Annotated in this window: 21 protein-coding genes; 19 read left to right on the top strand and 2 right to left on the bottom strand. The window is 64.6% G+C overall.

The features are described from left to right. The first annotated feature begins 166 nt into the window (after window positions 1-166). The 18 genes from leuC (at window position 167) to C0Z19_RS25795 (ending at window position 19118) form a co-directional block, all read left to right on the top strand. Window positions 167-1576, top strand: a complete 1410-nt coding sequence (gene leuC, locus C0Z19_RS25890) for a 3-isopropylmalate dehydratase large subunit (RefSeq protein ID WP_102612711.1) — start codon at window positions 167-169, stop codon at window positions 1574-1576. An 8-nt stretch (window positions 1577-1584) separates the two neighbouring features. Continuing rightward, window positions 1585-1728: an entericidin A/B family lipoprotein gene (locus C0Z19_RS25885; RefSeq protein WP_102612697.1), complete on the top strand. Its 144-nt coding sequence runs from the start codon at window positions 1585-1587 to the stop codon at window positions 1726-1728. 7 nt (window positions 1729-1735) lie between these two features. After that, entirely contained in the window at window positions 1736-2386 is a 651-nt protein-coding gene (gene leuD / locus C0Z19_RS25880) for a 3-isopropylmalate dehydratase small subunit (RefSeq protein WP_102612696.1), read from the top strand. 58 nt (window positions 2387-2444) lie between these two features. Then, window positions 2445-3512: a 3-isopropylmalate dehydrogenase gene (gene leuB, locus C0Z19_RS25875; protein ID WP_102612695.1), complete on the top strand. Its 1068-nt coding sequence runs from the start codon at window positions 2445-2447 to the stop codon at window positions 3510-3512. 178 nt (window positions 3513-3690) lie between these two features. After that, window positions 3691-3837 carry a hypothetical protein gene (locus tag C0Z19_RS28545; protein ID WP_175084102.1) on the top strand — a complete coding sequence of 49 codons (147 nt, stop codon included), beginning with the start codon at window positions 3691-3693 and terminating at the stop codon, window positions 3835-3837. Window positions 3838-3918: 81 nt separating this feature from the next. Further along, window positions 3919-5040: an aspartate-semialdehyde dehydrogenase gene (gene asd, locus C0Z19_RS25870; protein WP_102612694.1), complete on the top strand. Its 1122-nt coding sequence runs from the start codon at window positions 3919-3921 to the stop codon at window positions 5038-5040. A gap of 218 nt (window positions 5041-5258) precedes the next feature. After that, complete coding sequence (locus C0Z19_RS25850) at window positions 5259-7868, top strand: FimV/HubP family polar landmark protein (RefSeq protein ID WP_158243065.1); 2610 nt, start codon at window positions 5259-5261, stop codon at window positions 7866-7868. Window positions 7869-7879: 11 nt separating this feature from the next. Further along, window positions 7880-8677: a tRNA pseudouridine(38-40) synthase TruA gene (truA, locus tag C0Z19_RS25845; RefSeq protein ID WP_102612690.1), complete on the top strand. Its 798-nt coding sequence runs from the start codon at window positions 7880-7882 to the stop codon at window positions 8675-8677. A 4-nt stretch (window positions 8678-8681) separates the two neighbouring features. Continuing rightward, entirely contained in the window at window positions 8682-9377 is a 696-nt protein-coding gene (locus C0Z19_RS25840) for a phosphoribosylanthranilate isomerase (RefSeq protein WP_102612689.1), read from the top strand. A gap of 60 nt (window positions 9378-9437) precedes the next feature. Next, window positions 9438-10631 carry a tryptophan synthase subunit beta gene (gene trpB / locus C0Z19_RS25835; RefSeq protein ID WP_102612688.1) on the top strand — a complete coding sequence of 398 codons (1194 nt, stop codon included), beginning with the start codon at window positions 9438-9440 and terminating at the stop codon, window positions 10629-10631. A 12-nt stretch (window positions 10632-10643) separates the two neighbouring features. Next, window positions 10644-11516 carry a DNA-methyltransferase gene (locus C0Z19_RS25830; protein ID WP_102612687.1) on the top strand — a complete coding sequence of 291 codons (873 nt, stop codon included), beginning with the start codon at window positions 10644-10646 and terminating at the stop codon, window positions 11514-11516. Between the two features lie 25 nt (window positions 11517-11541). Then, entirely contained in the window at window positions 11542-12342 is an 801-nt protein-coding gene (trpA, locus tag C0Z19_RS25825) for a tryptophan synthase subunit alpha (protein ID WP_102612686.1), read from the top strand. A 73-nt stretch (window positions 12343-12415) separates the two neighbouring features. After that, entirely contained in the window at window positions 12416-13288 is an 873-nt protein-coding gene (accD, locus tag C0Z19_RS25820) for an acetyl-CoA carboxylase, carboxyltransferase subunit beta (protein WP_102612685.1), read from the top strand. Between the two features lie 42 nt (window positions 13289-13330). Further along, entirely contained in the window at window positions 13331-14641 is a 1311-nt protein-coding gene (gene folC / locus C0Z19_RS25815; protein WP_102612684.1) for a bifunctional tetrahydrofolate synthase/dihydrofolate synthase, read from the top strand. A 47-nt stretch (window positions 14642-14688) separates the two neighbouring features. Further along, window positions 14689-15549, top strand: a complete 861-nt coding sequence (locus C0Z19_RS25810; protein ID WP_102612683.1) for an SPOR domain-containing protein — start codon at window positions 14689-14691, stop codon at window positions 15547-15549. A gap of 8 nt (window positions 15550-15557) precedes the next feature. Continuing rightward, window positions 15558-16052 carry a CvpA family protein gene (locus C0Z19_RS25805; protein WP_102612709.1) on the top strand — a complete coding sequence of 165 codons (495 nt, stop codon included), beginning with the start codon at window positions 15558-15560 and terminating at the stop codon, window positions 16050-16052. A 59-nt stretch (window positions 16053-16111) separates the two neighbouring features. After that, window positions 16112-17659 (top strand): amidophosphoribosyltransferase, encoded by a 1548-nt coding sequence (gene purF, locus C0Z19_RS25800; protein ID WP_102612682.1) that lies wholly within the window; start codon window positions 16112-16114, stop codon window positions 17657-17659. 268 nt (window positions 17660-17927) lie between these two features. Next, window positions 17928-19118 carry an O-succinylhomoserine sulfhydrylase gene (locus C0Z19_RS25795; protein ID WP_102612708.1) on the top strand — a complete coding sequence of 397 codons (1191 nt, stop codon included), beginning with the start codon at window positions 17928-17930 and terminating at the stop codon, window positions 19116-19118. 47 nt (window positions 19119-19165) lie between these two features. On the opposite strand, the gene C0Z19_RS25790 is transcribed toward C0Z19_RS25795, so the two are convergent. After that, window positions 19166-20005 (bottom strand): AraC family transcriptional regulator, encoded by an 840-nt coding sequence (locus C0Z19_RS25790; protein WP_102612681.1) that lies wholly within the window; start codon window positions 20003-20005, stop codon window positions 19166-19168. Between the two features lie 38 nt (window positions 20006-20043). Further along, window positions 20044-20385, bottom strand: a complete 342-nt coding sequence (locus tag C0Z19_RS25785; protein WP_102612680.1) for an FKBP-type peptidyl-prolyl cis-trans isomerase — start codon at window positions 20383-20385, stop codon at window positions 20044-20046. A gap of 180 nt (window positions 20386-20565) precedes the next feature. Between C0Z19_RS25785 and C0Z19_RS25780 the strand changes: the two genes are divergently transcribed. Beyond that, a complete protein-coding gene (locus tag C0Z19_RS25780; protein WP_233196285.1) occupies window positions 20566-21336 on the top strand; it encodes a sensor histidine kinase in 771 nt (256 codons plus the stop codon). Window positions 21337-21341: the final 5 nt, after the last annotated feature.

Here is a 21341-nt window from a genome sequence, read left to right as displayed (position 1 = left end):
GAAACGGTCCCCGCGTTCCTGGTAGCCTCGAGCATGGTACTGCGACTACCAGCCAACTCACTGTTTTTTATCACTTTTTCCTTTATGGCCGGTGCCGTGGCGGCACGCTGCGTGGCATAATCGACCGCACCGGGGATTGCCCGTTGCCATGATTACCGCGCATACCATGTCCAAGACTCTTTACGACAAGCTGTGGGATTCGCACGTCGTCCATACGGAAGAAGACGGCACGACGCTGCTCTACATCGATCGTCATTTGCTGCACGAAGTTACGAGCCCGCAGGCTTTCGAAGGGCTCAAGCTGCACGAGCGCCCGCTGTGGCGCGTCAGCGCGAACCTGGCCGTGTCGGACCATAACGTGCCCACGACCGATCGCAGCCATGGCATTGCCGATCCCGTGTCGAAGCTGCAGGTCGACACGCTCGACGCCAACTGCGATAGCTATGGCATTACCCAGTTCAAGATGAACGACATGCGCCAGGGCATCGTGCATATCATCGGGCCGGAACAAGGCGCGACGCTGCCGGGCATGACGATCGTCTGCGGCGATTCCCATACGTCCACGCACGGCGCGTTCGGTGCGCTCGCGCACGGCATCGGGACCTCCGAAGTGGAGCATGTGCTCGCCACGCAAACGCTCTTGCAGAAGAAGAGCAAAAACATGCTCGTCAAAGTCGACGGCCCTCTGCCGCGCGGCTGTACGGCCAAGGACATCGTGCTCGCCATTATCGGCAGGATCGGCACGGCCGGCGGGACGGGCTACGCGATCGAATTCGGCGGCTCGACGATCCGCTCGCTGTCGATGGAAGGTCGCATGACCGTCTGCAACATGGCGATCGAAGCCGGCGCACGCGCCGGCATGGTCGCCGTCGACGATACGACGATCGAATACCTGAAGGGCCGGCCTTTCTCTCCGCAGGGCGTCGAGTGGGACCATGCGGTCGAATACTGGCGCACGTTCGTCTCCGATCCGGGTGCGCACTTCGACCGCGTGGTCGAGATCGATGCCGCGCAGATCGTGCCGCAAGTCACATGGGGCACCTCGCCCGAAATGGTCACGGCGATCGACGCCCGCGTGCCCGATCCCGAGCGCGAAAAAGATCCGGTCAAGCGCGAAGCGATGGAGCGTGCGTTGCAGTACATGGCACTCGAACCGAATCTGCCGATGGAATCGATCAAGGTCGATAAGGTGTTCATCGGTTCGTGCACGAACGCGCGCATCGAAGATATCCGCGCTGCCGCGTACGTGGTCAAGAAGCTCGGACGCCGCATTGCGTCGAATATCCGACTGGCGATGGTCGTGCCGGGCTCGGGGCTCGTCAAAGCGCAGGCTGAGCGCGAAGGCCTCGACAAGGTGTTCGTCGAGGCCGGTTTCGAGTGGCGCGAGCCGGGATGCTCGATGTGCCTCGCGATGAACGCAGACCGGCTGGACCCGGGCGAACGCTGCGCTTCCACGTCGAACCGCAATTTCGAAGGGCGGCAGGGTGCGGGCGGACGTACGCACCTCGTGAGCCCGGCGATGGCCGCGGCAGCAGCCATCGAAGGTCATTTCGTCGATATTCGCAAGTTGGGTTGAGGGAAGCCATGAAAGCTTTGACATTTTGGCGGCGCGCCGCGTTGATCGCCGTTGCCGGCGCATTGCTCGGGCTCGCGGGCTGCCATACCGTTGCAGGGTTCGGTCAGGATATGGACGACGCGGGCCACGCCATCAAGAAGGCTGCGGAGTAACAGAGACATGGATAAATTCGTCTTGCACACGGGGATCGTTGCGCCCCTCGATCGCGAGAACGTCGATACCGACGCGATCATCCCGAAGCAGTTTTTGAAGTCGATCAAGCGCACGGGCTTCGGACCGAACCTGTTCGACGAGTGGCGTTACCTCGATCACGGCGAGCCGGGTCAGGATAATTCGCGCCGCCCGCTCAACCCCGATTTCGTGCTCAATCAAAAGCGCTACGCAGGCGCTTCGGTGTTGCTCGCCCGTAAGAACTTCGGCTGCGGCAGTTCGCGCGAGCATGCGCCGTGGGCGTTGCAGCAGTACGGGTTTCGCGCGCTGATCGCGCCGAGCTTCGCCGATATTTTCTTCAACAACTGTTTCAAGAACGGCTTGCTGCCGATCGTGCTGTCGGAACAGCAGGTCGATCATTTGTTCAACGAGACGTATGCTTTCAACGGCTATCAGCTGACGATCGATCTCGAGGCACAAGTCGTGCGCACGCCCGACGGTCGCCAGTATCCGTTCGAGGTCGACGCGTTCCGCAAGTATTGCCTCTTGAACGGTTTCGACGACATCGCACTGACGTTGCGGCACGCGGACAAGATCCGCGCGTTCGAGGCCGAACGCATCGCGAAGCAACCTTGGCTCGGCAACCGCGTCATCGGCTGATGCCAGCCCCCGCGATGACATACTCCAACGGCAAACAGAAAACCCGATAGGACTCCTAATGAAAATTGCAGTGCTCCCCGGTGACGGCATCGGGCCGGAAATCGTCAAGGAAGCGGTCAAGGTGCTTCATGCGCTCGACGAACAGTTCGAGATGGAAGAAGCGCCGGTCGGTGGCGCCGGTTACGAGGCGAAGGGACATCCTTTGCCCGATTCGACGCTGGCGCTCGCCAAAGAGGCCGACGCCATCCTGTTCGGCGCAGTGGGCGACTGGAAGTACGACTCGCTCGAACGTGCGTTGCGTCCCGAGCAGGCCATTCTGGGATTGCGCAAGCATTTGCAGCTGTTCGCGAACTTTCGTCCGGCGATCTGCTACCCGCAATTGACGAACGCTTCGTCGCTGAAGCCGGAGATCGTTTCGGGCCTCGACATTTTGATCGTGCGCGAGTTGAACGGCGACATCTATTTCGGCGCGCCGCGCGGCGTTCGCCAGGCGCCGGACGGCGCATTCGAAGGCGCACGCGAGGGCTTCGACACCATGCGTTATTCGGAGCCCGAAGTGCGGCGTATTGGACACGTCGCCTTCCAGGCGGCGCAAAAACGCGACAAACGGCTGACGTCGGTCGACAAGGCGAACGTGCTCGAAACCTCCCAATTTTGGAAAGAGGTGATGATCGACGTGGCCAGGGAATATCCCGATGTCACGCTGTCGCACATGTACGTCGACAACGCCGCGATGCAGCTCGTGAAAGCGCCGAAGTCGTTCGACGTCATCGTCACGGGCAATATGTTCGGCGACATTCTGTCGGACGAGGCAGCCATGCTGACAGGTTCGATCGGCATGCTGCCTTCGGCTTCCCTCGATCGGAACAACAAGGGGCTCTACGAGCCTTCGCATGGCTCGGCGCCCGATATCGCCGGTAAAGGCGTGGCCAATCCGCTCGCGACGATTCTGTCGGCCGCAATGATGCTGCGCTATTCGTTGAACAAGGCCGACCAGGCCGATCGCATCGAGCGGGCTGTGCAGAAGGTGCTCGAAGCCGGCTATCGGACGGGCGACATCGCGACGCCCGGCTGCCGCCAGGTCGGCACCGCCGAAATGGGCGATGCGGTGCGCGCGGCGCTCTGATCGTCGTCCGGTGCCGTGTATGCCCTATATGCCGGGCATTCCGCACCGTTTCGGGTGAGCGGACGTTCGCGCTCAGCTCGCACGAAAGAGCCTGAAACAGCTTGAAAGTGCGGTTTTTTTGCTGAATCGGCCGTGCGGGTGCGCGCGCCGATCTGGATTTTTCGTGTAGACTGTGCCGATGGCGAAACTGTCCCAAATCTCCTCGATTGAAACCCTGCACGGCGATACGGCCCGTGTGGGTGGGCTCGCCATTGCAGGCGTCGCTGGCGCTGCCGGCATCGCCGCCATTATTACGATTACCCCCAAAACGATCACGAAAAGCTGATCGTCCGTCGTGCCCGCTCGTCTTCCCCGCGCGGTCACGCCGGGCAAGGTTGCGGGGAAGCGTCCACTCCAAGGGTTAGTCATGAACGTAGGTCTCGTAGGTTGGCGCGGCATGGTCGGCAGCGTCCTGATGCAGCGGATGCAGCAGGAAGGCGATTTCGATCTGATCGAACCGGTGTTTTTCACCACCAGCAACGTGGGCGGCGACGCGCCGTCGTTCGCGAAGAACGAGACCAAGCTCAAAGACGCCAAGAGCATCGACGAACTGAAGAAGTGCGACGTCGTCATCACCTGCCAGGGCGGCGACTATACGAACGAAGTGTTCCCGAAGCTGCGCGCCGCGGGTTGGAACGGTTACTGGATCGATGCGGCGTCGTCGCTGCGTATGGCTGATGACGCGGTCATCATTCTCGATCCCGTCAACCTCGACGTGATCAAAGACGCACTCGTGAAGGGGACGAAGAACTTCATCGGCGGCAACTGCACCGTCAGCCTGATGCTGATGGCGCTGGGCGGTTTGTTCAGCGCGAACCTCGTCGACTGGATCACGGCCATGACTTATCAGGCCGCCTCGGGCGCCGGCGCGCAGAATATGCGCGAACTGCTTTCGCAGATGGGCACGCTGCACGACGCCGTCAAGGCGCAACTGGCCGAGCCCGCGTCGGCCATCCTCGACATCGATCGCCGCGTGCTCGAGACCATGAACTCCGATGCAATGCCGACCCAGCATTTCGGCGTGCCGCTCGCGGGCTCACTGATCCCCTGGATCGACAAGGATCTCGGCAACGGCATGTCGAAGGAAGAATGGAAGGGCGGCGCCGAAGCGAACAAGATTCTCGGCAAGCCGGCCATGGGCCAGCCGGGCTCGATCCCCGTCGATGGGCTGTGTGTGCGCATCGGCGCCATGCGTTGCCACTCGCAGGCATTGACGATCAAGTTGAAGAAGGATGTGCCGCTCGACGAGATCAACGGCATCCTCGCGGCCGCCAACGACTGGGTCAAGGTTGTGCCCAACGAGCGCGAAGTATCGATGCGCGAATTGTCGCCGGCCGTCGTGACCGGCACGCTGTCGGTGCCCGTCGGCCGACTGCGCAAGCTCGCGATGGGCGGCGAATATCTTTCGGCGTTCACGGTCGGCGATCAGCTGCTGTGGGGCGCTGCCGAGCCGCTGCGCCGCATGCTGCGCATCCTGTTGGAGAAGTAAGCTGCGCAACGCGCGCGCACCGCTGCGGCCGGCGTCGTGCGGAGCCAGCGCGCAGTGCAGTGGTTTTGAAGGGGTTCCTCACGTAAACTGTGCGGCTACGACGCATAGGAACCCCGAAAAGGCGTCGCCTTGCAGCGACGCCTTTTTTATTGCCGCAGCGAATTTTGGTCTCTTCCAAACGCCATCTCGAGACGCGCTTGACCGCGCGTGACATCTCCATGACAACACGTTCGACGCGTGGCGCCGTCCCGCTCGCGCTCGCCTTCGCCACGCTCGCTTGCGTGTGGCTTGCCGATGCCCGGCCAGCCGCCGCTGCGCCTGCCGGCGCTTCTGTCGTCGCTGCCGCTTCTGCTGCCAGTGCGCCGGCTTCGGCCGCCACGCAGTATGCGGTCAAGCCCGGGCAATCGCTCGCTGACATCGCCGCCTCCGCCACTCAATCGCATGACAAGGCGGTAATAAGCCGCGCGGCGAAAGCCATTTTCGATGCGAATCCGTCCGCGTTTATGCGTAGCGACCCGAGCCTGTTGAAGCTCGGTGCTGTGCTGAACGTGCCGCCGCTCGATGCGACGGGCGCCGTCGTCAGGAGCGAAGCGGCCCCGTCCGCCGCTTCGGGCAGTGCCTCCGGTGCGGCGTCCGCCACTGCCGCGCTTGCTTCGCCGCCCGCCGCGGCAGCCAAGCCCAATGGGGTGCAAGCGGGGAACCCGGCATCGGTGTCTTCGGCGGCATCGGCGTCTTCGGCGCCCGCATCTTCGCCCGCAGCCTCGCAGGCGTCCTCCGTTGGTGCTGTAGCTTCGGCACCCGCCAAGGCGGCTGCGCCCGCGGCCGTCCATGCTCAGCCGGGCGTGCCGGCCGGCGCGAGCGGAGAGCACGCCTGGAGCGGCGCGATTGAGACTGCGCCCGTCGCGCCGGCCAGCGCGACAGCAGAAGGTGCGGCCAGCGCGGTCCCGGCATCGGGTGCCACCGCCCCGGCGGCGCCTGCGGCCTCTACCGGTCAAGGCGCCTCGACTGCTTCTTCAGCGGCCGGCGCCTCGGCCGCGGTTGCGGGCGCGACCAGCGGAACGCGCGTGGCGGAGGGGGCTGCCTCTGCAGCCGCCGCGTCCGCTGCGGCTGCCCATCCCAAGGTGTCGAGCCTTCAACAATTGCTGACGCTCAAGAATCGCGTGTTGATGGAACTGCAGCGACACGGCTTCGGAACGCCTGCGCCGGCGCGCCCGGGCGCTGCCGACAGCGCTCCTGCCAGCGCCGCCGGCTTCGCAGTGGCGCCTGCCGCATCCGGCGTCGTGGCGCCCGCTCCAGGGCGATCGCGCGCGGCTGCTGCCGCTAGTCAGCGTTTCATCGGCATTGGCGGTATCGGGTTCGGGGTGTCGCGCGATGACGTGCCCGCTCTGGCTGCCACGGCTGCCGCTGTCGTCGCGGCGTTGGTCGTGTTGCTCGGCGCCCTTGGTATCAGCCGCCGCAAGCGGCGCAAGACCGCTGCGGCTCACAAGGCGGCCGGTCCGGTTGCGCCAGGTGCTGCGGCCGCTACGGGCGACGAGTCGGCCGCACCGATGACGAGGCCCGCGGCGGCGGTGGACGATCCCATCGAAGCCGAGCTGTTGGCGATCCTTGCGCGCAACCCATCCAGTAAGCGAGCCCTGATGGGCTTGGCGGCCCGCTATGCCGAGCGCCAGAACGTCAGCGGATTCGATGAAATCGCGCAGCGCATTTATCGTCTTTCGGGTGGGCGCGGACCGAATTGGATTCACGTGGCTGCGCTCGGGCGTCAGCTCGACCCCGACAATCCGTTGTACGCGTTGGAAGCGGGCGAGGCTGACGACGCGGTGGCGACGGGCAGCCCGTCCGGCGATGCGCTGAACGCGCCCGCACAAGAGGCGGGCGCGCCTTCTGCCGCGGCCGTGGGGCACGCGCCGAGTGACACGACGTTGCCCGGGTTGACCGGGGAGTTGCCGCAGACGCCGCCGGCCACAGAGCCCGGACTGCCGAGCGAGGCGCAACCAGACGGTGCGGCGCATGTCGCGAAGCCCTTGCAACCGGAGCCGGAACCGGGAGCCGATGTTGCACCGACCGCGGAGGCCGCATCCCTGGGAGCTGCACCGCACTTGGCCGAACCGCACGGCGCAGAACCGGACGAAGGTGGACCGCACGAAGCAGAGGTGCCCGAAGCAGAGGAGCACAAAGCAGAGCAGCACGAAGCTGAAACCCGCGAAGCGGAATCGCCTGACGCTGTATCGCCAGAGGCGGAATCGACGACACCCGGGCGCCCCGAAGCAACGCTTCCCCCGGAGGCAATCGCGGCGCTTGGCGACCTCGACCTCGGCTTGCCGCCGCGCATCGAGGATGCCGATAGTGCGGCTCAACTGGCCGCCGCGACGCCATCGGAAGCGAGTGAATCGCAGCACGAGCACGAATTCTCCGACCTGGCCCCCGCGCATGAAGCGCACGCGGAGCTGCCGGCGCACGTCGAGCCAGGCGAGGACATGGGGCCGGAGTCCAAACCGACCCCCGCAGAACCGGAGGCCCGCCCGAGCGTCGCGGGACTGGGCGCGGCGCCGATCGGGCCACTCAGGCTCTCGTTCGATCTCGACCTGCCGGGGGGCGAGGCGGGGGATCGCGACGGTTCAATAGCCGCGTCCGCGCCGCTGCCTGAGTTCACGCCCGAACAGCTTGCCAAGATCGCGCGCAACAAGCTCGAGCTTGCGGCCGAATACATCGCGCTCGGCGATCTCGGCGGCGCACGTACGCTGATCAACGAAGTGATCGAATCCAACGACGTGGCCACGCGCGACGAAGCGCACGCGTTGCTGGCGACGCTCGCGCCGCTATCGTGACGCGTGCTGCCATGCGCATTGCTCTCGGAATCCAGTACGACGGCGCCGCGTTTTGCGGCTGGCAGTCGCAGCCTCACGGCAAGACGGTGCAAGACGCGCTGGAGCGAGCCCTGGCCGATTTCGCCTGCAAGCCGTTGCATACCGTGGTCGCGGGCCGCACGGACACGGGGGTACACGGGCTTGGGCAGGTCGTGCATTTCGACACTGACCTCGATCGCCAGGATTTCTCGTGGGTGCGCGGAACCAACGCGTTCTTGCCGCCGACGGTGGCTGTGCTGTGGGCCAAGCGCATGCCGGACGATTTTCACGCGCGGTTTTCGGCGTTCGAGCGTACTTACTACTATGTGCTGTACATCAACGCCGTGCGTTCGCCGATGCTGACAGGGCGCGCCGGCTGGATCCATACGCCGCTCGATCTCGACGCCATGCGTGCGGCGGCGCAGTATCTGCTCGGCGAACATGATTTTTCGGCGTTCCGCTCGTCGGAATGCCAAGCGAAATCGCCCGTCAAGCATCTCTATCAAATCGATATCCGGCAAGCGGGCGACATGGTCCACTTCCGTTTTCGGGCCAACGCATTCCTGCATCATATGGTCCGCAACCTGATGGGCTGTCTCGTAGCGGTCGGCCGAGGCCGTCATCCGGTGTCGTGGCTCGCCGATGTGCTCGAAAGCCGCGATCGCGACTGCGCCGCGCCCACCTTCATGCCTGAAGGTCTGTACCTGGCCCATGTGGGCTATCCCGAGGCGTTTGCGGTGCCGCCCGCGCCCCTCGGCAGTGTGCCCTGGAGCGGCATTTGGAGCGAGTGAGTTCATGACAAGCGCCGTCCCCGATTCACCCGCCGCCGGCTCGGTCTCGCATCGCACGCGCGTCAAGCTGTGCGGACTCTCGCGCCGGGCCGATGTCGAATTAGCCGTCGAGCTCGGAGCCGACGCGATCGGTCTCGTCTTCTATCCGCCGAGCCCTCGTTCAGTCGGCGTGGCCGAGGCGATCGATCTCGCGCGTGCCCTGCCGCCGTTCGTCTCGGTCGTGGGCCTGTTCGTGAATCCGACGCGCGAGTGGCTCGGCGAAGTGGCGAGCAACGTCCCGCTCACGATGCTGCAATTCCACGGCGACGAGACCGCCGCGCAGTGCGAAGCGCTCGCGAGCGTTGCGGGGCTGCCGTGGCTGCGGGCCCTGCGGGTCGCGGCGCATATGCAGCCCGCCGATTTGGTAGAATCGGCCCTTAACTATTCGACAGCCGGCGGCTTGCTCTTCGACACGCTCGTCGAAGGCTATGGCGGTGGCGGGAAGACATTCGATTGGTCACTTATTCCAGCAGAGCTCGCGCGTCGGGCCGTTTTGAGTGGTGGGTTGAACGCGCAAAACGTCGGTGACGCCATTCGGCGCGTGCGCCCGTACGCGGTCGATGTCTCGAGCGGCATCGAGGTACCGGGCGCCAGGGGCGTGAAGGATCCCGCCCGAATGGCGGCGTTCGTACGCGCAGTGCGCGAGGCGGACGCCGGGTGAAAGCCAAGGCGGCGAGGTGCAGCCACATGCGCCTCGCCGTCACTGCGAAGAGTGACAACCATGTACAACCTTCCTGATCAACGGGGCCACTTCGGCCCCTATGGCGGCACGTTCGTTGCCGAAACGCTCGTCCACGCGCTCGACGAGCTGCGTCTGGCCTACGAGAAGTTCAGCAAAGATCCCGAATTCATCGCCGAATACCAGCGCGAGCTGAAGCATTTCGTCGGCCGTCCGTCGCCGATTTACCACGCGGCCCGTTGGAGCGAGTTGCTCGGCGGGGCGCAGGTCTTCCTCAAGCGCGAGGATCTCAATCACACGGGTGCCCATAAGATCAACAACGTCATCGGTCAGGCGCTGTTGGCCAAACGCATGGGCAAACCGCGCGTGATCGCGGAGACGGGCGCCGGGCAGCACGGCGTGGCCACCGCTACGATTGCCGCGCGCTTCGGGATGGAATGCGTCGTCTACATGGGCGCCGAGGACGTGCGCCGGCAGGCGGCCAATGTCTATCGGATGAAGTTGCTGGGTGCGACCGTCGTTCCCGTCGAGTCGGGGTCGCGCACACTCAAGGATGCGCTGAACGAGGCCATGCGCGACTGGGTGACGAACGTCGAAAGCACGTTCTACATCATCGGCACCGTGGCCGGCCCGCATCCGTATCCGATGATGGTTCGCGATTTTCAGCGGGTGATCGGCGATGAATGCCGCGTGCAGATGCCCGAACTGACGGGGCGCCAACCCGATATGGTGATCGCCTGCGTCGGCGGCGGCTCGAACGCGATGGGCATCTTCTACCCCTACATCGACGATGCCGCCGTCAAGCTCGTGGGCGTCGAAGCGGCCGGGGAGGGCATCGAGACGGGCCATCACGCCGCGTCGTTGATCGGCGGCAGCCCCGGCGTTCTGCACGGCAATCGCACCTACCTGTTGCAGGACGAGAACGGCCAGATCATCGAAACGCATTCGGTGTCGGCCGGCCTCGACTATCCCGGCGTCGGCCCCGAGCACGCATGGCTGAAGGACAGCGGGCGCGCGCAATACGTCGGCATTACTGACGACGAAGCGCTCAAGGCCTTCCACGACTGTTGCCGGATCGAAGGCATCATTCCGGCGCTGGAGTCGAGTCACGCGCTCGCCTATGCGGCCAAGATCGCGCCGACGCTACCGCGCGACACGCATCTGCTCGTCAATTTGTCGGGCCGCGGCGATAAGGATATGCATACGGTGGCCGATCGCTCGGGCCTCGTGCTCTGAGTCGCAGCGGCAATGCGCGATTTCATCGACGAATTCGATGCGCCACGCCCCGCGGCTGCGGGTGGCGCGCTCGGTAACACGGGCGCGCCGCGCTTGCCCATCGACTTGCGCAACCGCGATTTTCTGGCGGATGCGCAGTCGGTGCCGGACGGGTCGATCGACCTGATCGTCGCCGATCCGCCCTACGGGCTCGGCAAGGACTACGGCAACGATTCGGACATGCGCTCGGGCGCGGCCTTTCTCGAATGGACGCGCTCCTGGCTCGATCTGGCGATTCCGAAGCTCAAGGCGAGCGGTTCGCTTTACGTCTTTTGCACGTGGCAATATGCGCCGGAAATCTTCTCGTTCTTGAAGACGAAGCTCACGATGGTCAACGAGATCATCTGGGACCGGCGCGTGCCGAGCATGGGCGGCACGACGCGCCGTTTCACGTCCGTGCATGACAACATCGGGTTTTTCGCCGTCTCGAAGGATTACTACTTCGATCTCGATCCGGTGCGGATTCCGTACGACGCGGCCACGAAAAAGGCCCGCTCTCGCAAGCTGTTCGAGGGCAGCAAGTGGCTCGAGGTCGGCTACAACCCGAAGGATGTCTGGTCGGTGTCGCGGCTGCATCGTCAACATGCCGAGCGCGTCGACCACCCGACGCAAAAGCCGCTCGAAATCGTGGAGCGCATGGTGTTATCGAGTTGCCCGCAGGGCGGCCGCGTGCTCGATCCGTTCATGGGCAGCGGCACGACCGCGGTGGCCTGCGCACGGCACGCGCGCGCATTCGTCGGCTATGAGATCAACGAAAGTTACTGCGCGATCGCGCGGGAACGCGTGGCCGCCGTGAGCGACGCACCGTCCCGCGCACCCGCCGTCGCCGCTGCAGCGGCGCGGTGAATCGCACCTACCGGTAGAGAAGACTATGTCCCGTATCGAACAGACCTTCGCGGCGCTGGCCGCACAGAGCAAGAAAGGGTTGATTCCGTTCATCACCGCCGGCTACCCCGATCCCGCGCGCACGGTCGAATTCATGCACGCGCTCGTGGCCGGCGGCGCCGACGTGATCGAACTCGGTGTGCCGTTTTCGGATCCGATGGCCGACGGCCCGGTCATCCAGCGCGCTTCGGAGCGGGCGCTCGAGCATGGAGTGACGCTCAAGCATGTGCTGGCCGACGTGAAGCGCTTTCGCGAGCAAGACGCCAAAACGCCGGTCGTGCTGATGGGCTATGCCAATCCTGTCGAGCGAATGGGCGTGGAAGCGTTCGCGCAGGCGGCGGGCGACGCCGGCGTAGACGGCGTGCTGATCGTCGATTACCCGCCCGAGGAATCGGCCGAATTCGCTCAGCGCATGCGTGCGGCGCAGATCGATCCGATCTTCCTGCTCGCGCCCACCTCGACCGATGAACGCATCGCGGCTGTCGGCAAGGTGGCGAGCGGCTACGTTTATTATGTGTCGCTCAAAGGGGTGACAGGCGCCGCGAATCTGGACGTTTCCGCGATCGCGAGTAAAATCCCGGCCATCAAGTCGCAGGTACGGTTGCCTGTCGGGGTCGGATTCGGTATTCGCGATGCCTCGACGGCCCGCGCGGTGGCCGATGTGGCCGATGCCGTGGTGATCGGCAGCCGTCTCGTCCAATTGCTGGAAGAGGCGCCGGCGCAAGCGGCGGCATCGATGCTGACGTCGTTCGTCGCGGAGATCCGCCAGGCGCTCGACGCCGCCTGACGGGCATTGGCGTGGGCGGCGGGTGGTTGTAGGCGCGACACAGTACGGAACAATATCCATGGAAGGAACAACGATGAGCTGGCTCGACAAACTGCTGCCGCCGAAGATCAAACAGACCGATCCGAAAAGCCGCAAGGGGATTCCAGAGGGTCTTTGGGTCAAGTGTCCGTCTTGCGAGGCCGTGCTGTATCGCAACGACGTCGAGGCGAACCTGCACGTTTGCCCGAAGTGCAGCCACCACATGCGCATCAGTGCGCGCGCCCGTCTGGACGGGTTGCTCGACGCCGAAGGCCGCTATGAGATCGGGCAGGAGATCGTTCCCGTCGACGCGCTGAAGTTCAAAGACAGCCGCAAATACCCCGATCGCATCAAAGATGCGATGGATGAAACCGGCGAAACCGATGCCATGGTCGTCATGGGCGGCGCGATTCATACGTTGCCTGTCGTCGTCTCGTGCTTCGAGTTCGCTTTCATGGGCGGTTCGATGGGGTCGGTCGTCGGCGAGCGTTTCGCGCGTGGCGCGCAAAACGCGCTGGAACAGCAGGTGCCGTTCATTTGTTTCACGGCTTCGGGCGGTGCGCGGATGCAGGAAAGCCTGCTTTCGCTGATGCAGATGGCGAAAACGACGGCGATGCTGACGAAGCTGTCCGACGCCAGGTTGCCGTTCATCTCCGTGCTGACCGATCCGACGATGGGCGGCGTGTCCGCCAGTTTCGCGTTCCTCGGCGATGTCGTCATCGCCGAACCGAAGGCGCTCATCGGCTTTGCCGGCCCGCGTGTGATCGAGCAGACTGTCCGCGAAAAACTGCCCGAAGGCTTCCAGCGGGCGGAGTTTCTGCTGCAAAAGGGCGCGATCGATATGATCGTCGACCGTCGCAAGCTGCGCGAGGAATTGGCGCGGCTGATCGCCTTGCTTACGCGCCAGCCCGCGGACGCCGTCGCCTGAACGTTAAACGCTGCTCTCACGCGGGACGGCCCGCGGTTTTGGATGACCACATTTCCCACTCTCGACGCCTGGCTCGAGCATCTCGAGTCGGCGCATCCGGTCGGCATCGACATGGGCCTCACGCGCATCCGGAAGGTCAAGGATGCGTTGATGCTCGACCTCGATTGCCCTGTCATTACGGTGGGCGGCACGAACGGCAAGGGATCGACCTGCGCGATGCTCGAGTCGATCCTGCGCGCCGCCGGCTATCACGTCGGCTGCCATACGTCGCCGCACCTGCTCCAGTTCAACGAGCGCGCGCGCATCGACGGTGAAAACGCGACCGACGATGCCCTGCTGCCGCATTTCGAGGCGGTCGAAGCGGCGCGCCAGGGGCTGGCCGAGCCCGTATCGCTGACGTACTTCGAATTCACGACGCTCGCGATTCTGCATTTGTTCGCTTCTCGCAAGCTCGACGCCGTCATTCTCGAAGTCGGGCTCGGCGGGCGGCTCGATGCCGTCAACATCATCGACGCCGATTGCGCGATCGTGACGAGCATCGATATCGACCACACCGAATATCTCGGCGATACGCGCGAGAAGATTGCCTTCGAGAAGGCCGGAATTTTCCGTCCGGGCCGCCCCGCCATCTGCGCCGATCCGGCGCCGCCACAAACGCTGATCGACCATGCACAGGCGATCGGCGCCGAACTCTGGCTGTTCGGGCGCGATTTTCGTTACGAAGGCCAGGCGGGCAGCGAGCGGCAGCAGTGGAGCTACGTCGGCCCGACGATGCGGCGTTCGGCGCTCGCTTATCCCGCGCTGCGCGGTGCGAATCAACTGATCAATACGTCGGCCGCGTTGGCCGCGCTCGAGGCGCTGCGCGACCGTCTGCCGGTTTCGGCGCAGGACGTGCGGCTTGGGCTCGCGAACGTCGAGTTGGCCGGGCGTTTCCAGGTGTTGCCGGGGCGTCCGTCCGTCGTGCTCGATGTCGCGCACAACCCTCATGCCGCCGCCGTGCTGGCCCAGAATCTGGGCAGCATGGGCTTTTTTCGGTACACGTACGCGGTGTTCGGGGCGATGCGCGATAAGGATATCGAGGGTGTCGTCGGTCATCTGAAAGGCGAAATCGATCATTGGTGCGTGACCGACTTGCCGCTCGGGCGCGCGGCTTCGGGGGCGGATCTCGAAGCGATCGTGCGGGCGACGGGCGTGCAGGATGGGCCCGACAGCAGCATCAGGCGCTTCGCTTCTCCGGCCGAAGCGTTCCAAGATGCACTGAGCCGAGCGACGGACGATGATAGAATCGTGGTTTTCGGCAGTTTCTATACGGTTGCTGGCGTCATGGCCTACCGCAAGTCGCGGCAACATTGAGCGACGCGCGCCACACTCACGGCCGTCCCCTCGAACACAGCGGATTCATGGGCTTTTTCTCGTTCGGCAAAAAAGACGATACGCCACGCCGGCGCACCGCCAGCGCTAGGTCCACGCGTAGCGGTGGCACGTTCGAGGCGCGCGAAGAGCGACGCGGCCGCCGCAAAGAGCGAACCGGTGATGTCGACGCGATGCTGCTCGATCCGACGCTGCCCGAAAAACAGCGGGCGCGGCGTCGTCTCGTCGGCGCTATCGCGCTCGTGGTCGCCGCAGTGGTTGTTCTGCCGATGGTGCTCGATTCGCATCCGAAGCCGGTCACGAACGATATTGCCATCGACATTCCGAATCGCCCGGCGACAGTGCCGTCGCGCGCGAGCGACGACAACCCCGAAAACACGCAAGACGGGATCGCGCCCGATCGCGCGGACATGAGCGGCGCCGCCGCAGGCATCGCGTCCGCACCGACGCCCACCGCCGCGCTTGGCAAAGCCGCGCCACAGCCCGCAAGCGGCCCGCAAGCCCACACGAAGCAAGCCGAATCGAAGCAAGCGCGTGCTCCGTCGGCAACGACTGCGCGCCCGAGCGCGGCTCAATCGACGACAAAGCCGAGCGCGATGCCGTCGCCAAGCCCGGCCCGGGCCGATTCCGGCACGCCCGCCGCGCCGGCCGGCGCCCGCTATGCGGTGCAGCTCGGCGTGTTCGCCGACGATGCAAGCGCCCGCGCATGGGAGAGCAAGCTGAAGGCGGCCGGCGTGCCGGCCTACATCGAACATCGCCCGCAAGCTGATGGCAAGACGCGCACGATGTTGCGCGCGGGTCCGTTCGCCGATCGCGCGGCGGCTTCCGCCGCGATCGCGAAGGTGCGCGAAGCCGGCCTGGCGGCGGGCGCCGGCAACGCGCCACAATGACGGGTTCGATGCTGACCGCGTTCGACTACGCTGTGCTGGCCGTCATCGGCCTGTCGGCACTGCGTGGCGCTTGGCGAGGGCTGTTGTCCGAAATCTTCGGGCTGATCGGCTGGGTCGTGGCTTTTTTTGTGGCTTGCCGCTACGTGCAGCTCCTGGTGCCCTATATTCCAAGCGACTGGCCCGGCGGCGCGCTGACGCAGTGGCTATTGGCATTTGCAGCGATCATGATCGGCGTGGTGCTCGTCGCAAGCGTCGCCAATGCTTTGATCGCGCGGCTTGTCGCCGTCAGCGGGCTTGGCGGCGTGGACAGGTCGCTCGGCTTGCTGTTCGGCATCGTGCGCGGCATCGTGTTCGTGCTGCTGCTCGTGGCGCTGGCGGGCCTGACCGAGCTGCCGAAACAAACATTCTGGCGCGACGCGCTGCTACGGCCCTACGCCGAGCAAGGCGTGCGCGACTTGAAGCCTTTGCTTCCCCCGGCGCTTGCCGCGTACGTTCGCGTGTGAGGCGCATGTGTCGGCCGCGTGGCCGGCGCCATCGTTTTCGTATCTTTGAAGGACCTGCCATGTGCGGCATCGTAGGCGTAGTCTCCCACTCCCCGGTCAATCAGCTGATCTACGACAGTCTCCTGCTGTTGCAGCATCGCGGCCAGGACGCAGCCGGCATCGCGACGGCGAACGGCAGCACTTTCCATATGTACAAGGCCAACGGCATGGTGCGCGACGTGTTCCGCACGCGCAACATGCGCAGTTTGCCCGGCACGGCCGGCATCGGCCAGGTGCGTTACCCGACGGCGGGCTCGGCGTCGAGCGAGGAAGAAGCGCAGCCGTTCTACGTAAATGCGCCGTTCGGCATCATCCTCGCGCATAACGGCAATCTCACGAACTGGCAGCAGCTGAAAGACGAGATGTTCCGGATCGATCGGCGCCACGTGAACACGAACTCCGATACCGAGGTGCTGCTCAACGTGCTCGCGCACGAAATGCAGTTGGCCAGCTCGGGGCTGCAACTGGACGCCTCCGCTGTGTTCAAGGCAGTCGCAGGCGTGCATCGCCGGGTGCGCGGCTCGTATGCGATCGTGTCGCTGATCGCCGGCTATGGGCTGCTGGCGTTCCGCGATCCGTTCGGCATTCGTCCGCTGTGCATCGGCAAGCACGAGACGGAGCGGGGCGTCGAATGGATCGTCGCATCGGAATCGGTAGCCGTGGAAGGCATCGGCTTCGACTTCGTCCGCGACGTGGCGCCCGGCGAAGCGATCTTCATCGACACGGAAGGACGTCTGCATAGCCAGCAGTGCGCGGACACGCCGAGCCTGAACCCCTGCATCTTCGAATACGTTTACCTCGCGCGCCCCGATTCCGTGCTCGACGGCGTCTCCGTCTACAACGTGCGCCTGCGCATGGGCGACTACCTTGCGGAAAAGATCAGGCGCGTCCTGCCCGATGTGCCGATCGATGTCGTGATGCCGATTCCCGATTCGTCGCGTCCCGCGGCAATGCAGGTCGCGGCCAAGCTGGGCGCGGAATATCGCGAAGGCTTCTTCAAGAATCGTTACGTGGGCCGCACGTTCATCATGCCCGGTCAGGCAGTGCGCAAGAAGTCCGTGCGCCAGAAGCTCAATGCGATGACGATCGAGTTCAAGGATAAGAACGTACTGATTGTCGACGATTCGATCGTGCGCGGTACGACTTCGCATGAGATCGTGCAGATGGCGCGTGATGCGGGCGCGAAAAGCGTGATCTTCGCGTCGGCGGCGCCGCCCGTGAAGTATCCGAACGTCTACGGCATCGACATGCCGACGCGCGGCGAACTCGTCGCCCACGGGCGTTCGGACGACGATGTGGCGAAGATCATCGGTGCCGATCACCTCGTGTACCAAGACGTCGACGCGCTCAAGCAAGCCGTGCGCGACATCAATCCGGCGCTGTCACGTTTCGAGGCATCCTGCTTCGACGGCGATTACATCACGGGCGACGTCACGACCGAGTACCTCGATCGGCTCGAGCTCGCACGGCTTTCGCCGCAATCCCAATCGGAGCGCGATTCGGCCGGCGATGCCGTCGACGGCACGGTCACGCGCTCGCAACTGCACCTGCAGTTGTCGGTCGAGTAAGTCACCCGTGCGCGCTCAGGCATGCATGCACGCGCTTGGGAAGGCGTGCTAACATGCGCGTTCAGCGTCGATTTGAATTCAGCTTGCGGACGCGGGGTGACCCAAAACAGCTAAAGCGAAAGGCGGCCATCAAGCCGTCCGACGCCGAAACAGCCCCGCATACGAAGCCCGCTTTTGCCGACGCGAAGCGGGCTTTTTGCTGGCCGCCGTTTTTGCGGCAGCCGGCGTGGAAAACGGCGTGTCACGCCCAGGCATAAGGCATCAGAACATGGACGACTCTTTGAATTTCGATACGCTCGCCGTGCGCTCCGGCACGGTACGCACGGACTACAACGAGCACTCGGAAGCGCTCTTCCTGACTTCGAGTTTCTGCTTCAACAGCGCAGCCGAGGCCGCCGAGCGGTTCAAGCACTCCGAGGATTACTACACGTATTCGCGGTTCACGAATCCCACCGTCACGATGTTTCAAGAGCGCCTGGCGGCGCTCGAAGGCGGCGAGGCATGCATCGCGACGGCTTCGGGCATGAGTGCGATTCTGTCCGTCGTGATGGCTGCGACGCAAGCGGGCGACCATATCGTGAGCTCCCGTGCGCTGTTCGGTTCGACGCTCGGCATGTTCTCGCAGATCTTCGGGCGCTTCGGCATCACGACCACCTACGTCGATCCGAACGACCTCGACGCGTGGCGTGCGGCGGTGCGTCCGGAAACGAAGTTGTTCTTTGTCGAAACGCCGTCCAACCCGCTCACGGAACTGTGCGATATCGAGGCCATCGGCAAGATCTCGAAAGCGGCGGGCGCGCTGTTCGTCGTCGACAATTCATTTTGCAGTCCGGCCGTGCAGCAGCCTTTGAAGCTCGGCGCCGACGTCGTCATGCATTCGGCGACAAAGCTGATCGACGGCCAAGGGCGCGTGCTGGGCGGCGCGCTCGTCGGCTCGCGAGCCTTCATCATGGAGAAGGTGTTCCCGTTCGTGCGCACGGCGGGGCCGACGCTCTCCGCCTTCAATGCGTGGATTCTGCTCAAGGGGCTGGAGACGCTCTCGCTGCGCGCCGAGCGTCATTCCGCCAGTGCGCTGCATGTGGCGCGTTGGCTCGAAGCAAATCCGTGCGTCAAGCGCGTCTATTATCCGGGGCTCGAATCGCATCCGCAGTATGAAATTGCGCGGCGCCAGCAACGCTCGGGTGGCTCGGTGCTCGCCTTCGAAGTGCTGGGCGATACGCCGGAGCAGCAGCGCGAGAACGCTTGGCGTGTGATCGACGGAACCAAACTGTGCTCGATCACGGCGAACCTTGGCGATACGCGTACGACGATCACGCATCCGGCGACGACCACACACAGCCGGATTACCGCCGAAGCGCGCGCCGCGGCGGGGATTACCGAGGCGCTCCTGCGCGTGGCGATCGGGCTCGAGGATGTTGGAGATATCTGCACGGATCTCGGGCGAGGGTTGCAGAAGTAAGGCGCTGTGAGAGGCGGCTTACGCCGCCAGACCACCGTCGTCCGCTATCAGTGGACCCGAGCAGCCCGCCACTGCCCGGGTGCGATCCCGAAGCGTCGCGTGAATGCATGCGTAAAGGCGCTTTGATCGGCGAAACCCACCGTCAGCGCCACGTCGGTCAACGTCTGGCGTGAGTCGAAGAGGAGTACGAGCGCCGTATCGAGGCGAAGCCGCTGGAGGTAGCGGTGCGGCGTGGTGCCGAACGCTTCGGCGAACAACTGATGGAAGCGCCGCTCGCCGAAGCCGCAATGCGCGGCGAGATCGACGACCCGCAACGGCTCGGATAGATGCGCGCGCAACCAGTTATCGACGCGCGCGTAGTCGAGTCGTGCCGACGGTGCGGGCGCGCCGATATGTTCTCCCAACAGCTGCGCCATGCGTGCGGCCGTGATCCATGCCAGGCGGCGGGCCCGTTCGGTGGCGAACGATACGCTCGCGGGAGCATCGGCCCCATCGTCGTGTCGATCGGCGCCTGGGACGCAAAGCGGATGCTCCGTTTCGATCCATGCCGCGTACGAAGCCGCTTCGCGCACGACGCTCGTCAGCGCGTCATTCATGACCAAGGCCGCCGCGCGAGAAAACATGCGCTCGGGCAACGCCAACGATGCGCGTGGCACGTCGAGAATGAGTTGGCGATTGTCGCCGATGCCTGCGTACTCGTGACGTGCTCCGGCGGGAATCAACCAGGCATGGCCTGCGTCGATGCGCTGGCCAATGCCATCCACGACCATTTCCATCGCGCCATCGACGCCAAGCACGATCTGATGGAAGGCATGGACATCGCATGCGCTCACCGCGCCGTAGCGGCGCAGCGACAATGCCGGTGATTCGACGCAGTGCCTTTCCATCGTCGTACGTACAGCGTGCCTGTGCCTGTCCTTGTGCCTTACGCGTCGAGCAATTCGACTTCGAACACGAGCGTTGCATTAGGCGGAATCACGCCGCCGGCGCCGCGCACGCCGTAGCCCAATTGCGGCGGGATTGTCAGACGCCGCACGCCGCCGACCTTCATGCCTTGCACGCCTTCGTCCCAACCCTTGATGACCATGCCCCCGCCGAGAACGAATGCAAACGGATCGTTCCGGTCTTTACTCGAATCGAACTTCTGGCCGTCGGTGAGCCAGCCCGTGTAGTGGACGCTGACCGTGCGTCCCGCCGTGGCTTCCGCGCCCGTGCCTTCGGTCAAATCCTCGTACTTCAACCCCGAATCCGTGGTGACGATCGTCATGGTGATTGCGCTCCATGTGTGATGAAACCGTCATTGTAGGCGCTTCGGCCGCGGCGATGCCTATAATGTCCGTCTGCTCAACACGCTGACGGCGTCACGCGGTCGTTGCGAGTTGCGAGCGGCGCTTGCCTGCTCGTTGCCGCGGCCCGGACAGCCGAGCCATTTACCGAGAGGCCGACCGTGTCGACGTCTTCCCATGCCGTTGCCGCATCCGACGAACGTCTCGCCCATCTGCGGGCCGAAGTCGCGCTGTTCATGCGCGATCATGTTTTGTCCCTTGTCTCGCACGATCTTCGCAGCCCCCTGAATGCAATTCATAGCTGGGCCTACGTCCTCGAACGCAAGCTCGACGCCGCCGACGCGGCCTCGCAGCGCGCGCTGGCCGGCATTCGGGCGGGCGTGGAACAGCAGGTGAAGCTGCTCGAGGATGCCGTCGACAAGACGCGCGCCGAGACGAAGTCGTTGCCGCTCGCGCGTGAGTCGTTCCCCATTCGCGTCGCCGTCGAACGCGCGCTGGAGGACGCACGGCATGCCGTTCTCGCAGCGCGCTCCAACGCGGTCGAGCTCGTGTCGTCGATCGATTCCGAGCGCTGCGACGGCGATCGCGAGCGGTTGGTGCAGGCGCTCTGGACGATGCTCGTGTTCGCCGCGGAAGCCAGCGAGCCCGGTGCGAAGCTCAGGCTGACGAGCAACATCGACTCGGCATTTTGGCGCGTAGAGATCGCTTTCACGGCGAATTTCGCCGCGCTGTCCGATCCCGAACCCGCGCACGCATTGGAGCCGTTCGCCCGCACTCAGGCCATGCAGCCGCGCGAGGCAGGGCGTATTGCATGGGCGCTGGCCCTGGCGCAGCGCGTGGCGTCGGCACACGGCGGCACATTCGAGCAAACCGGCACCGGTGATGGAGAACCTTCGACACTCGTGCTGCGCGTGCCGCTTCTCGCCCAGTAAACCTC

Origin of the sequence: Trinickia soli, assembly GCF_002879855.1 — a bacterium.
GTDB classification, from domain to species: domain Bacteria; phylum Pseudomonadota; class Gammaproteobacteria; order Burkholderiales; family Burkholderiaceae; genus Trinickia; species Trinickia soli.
Note: the sequence above shows the minus strand (reverse complement) of the source record. Positions and strands in the feature narration are given on the sequence as shown.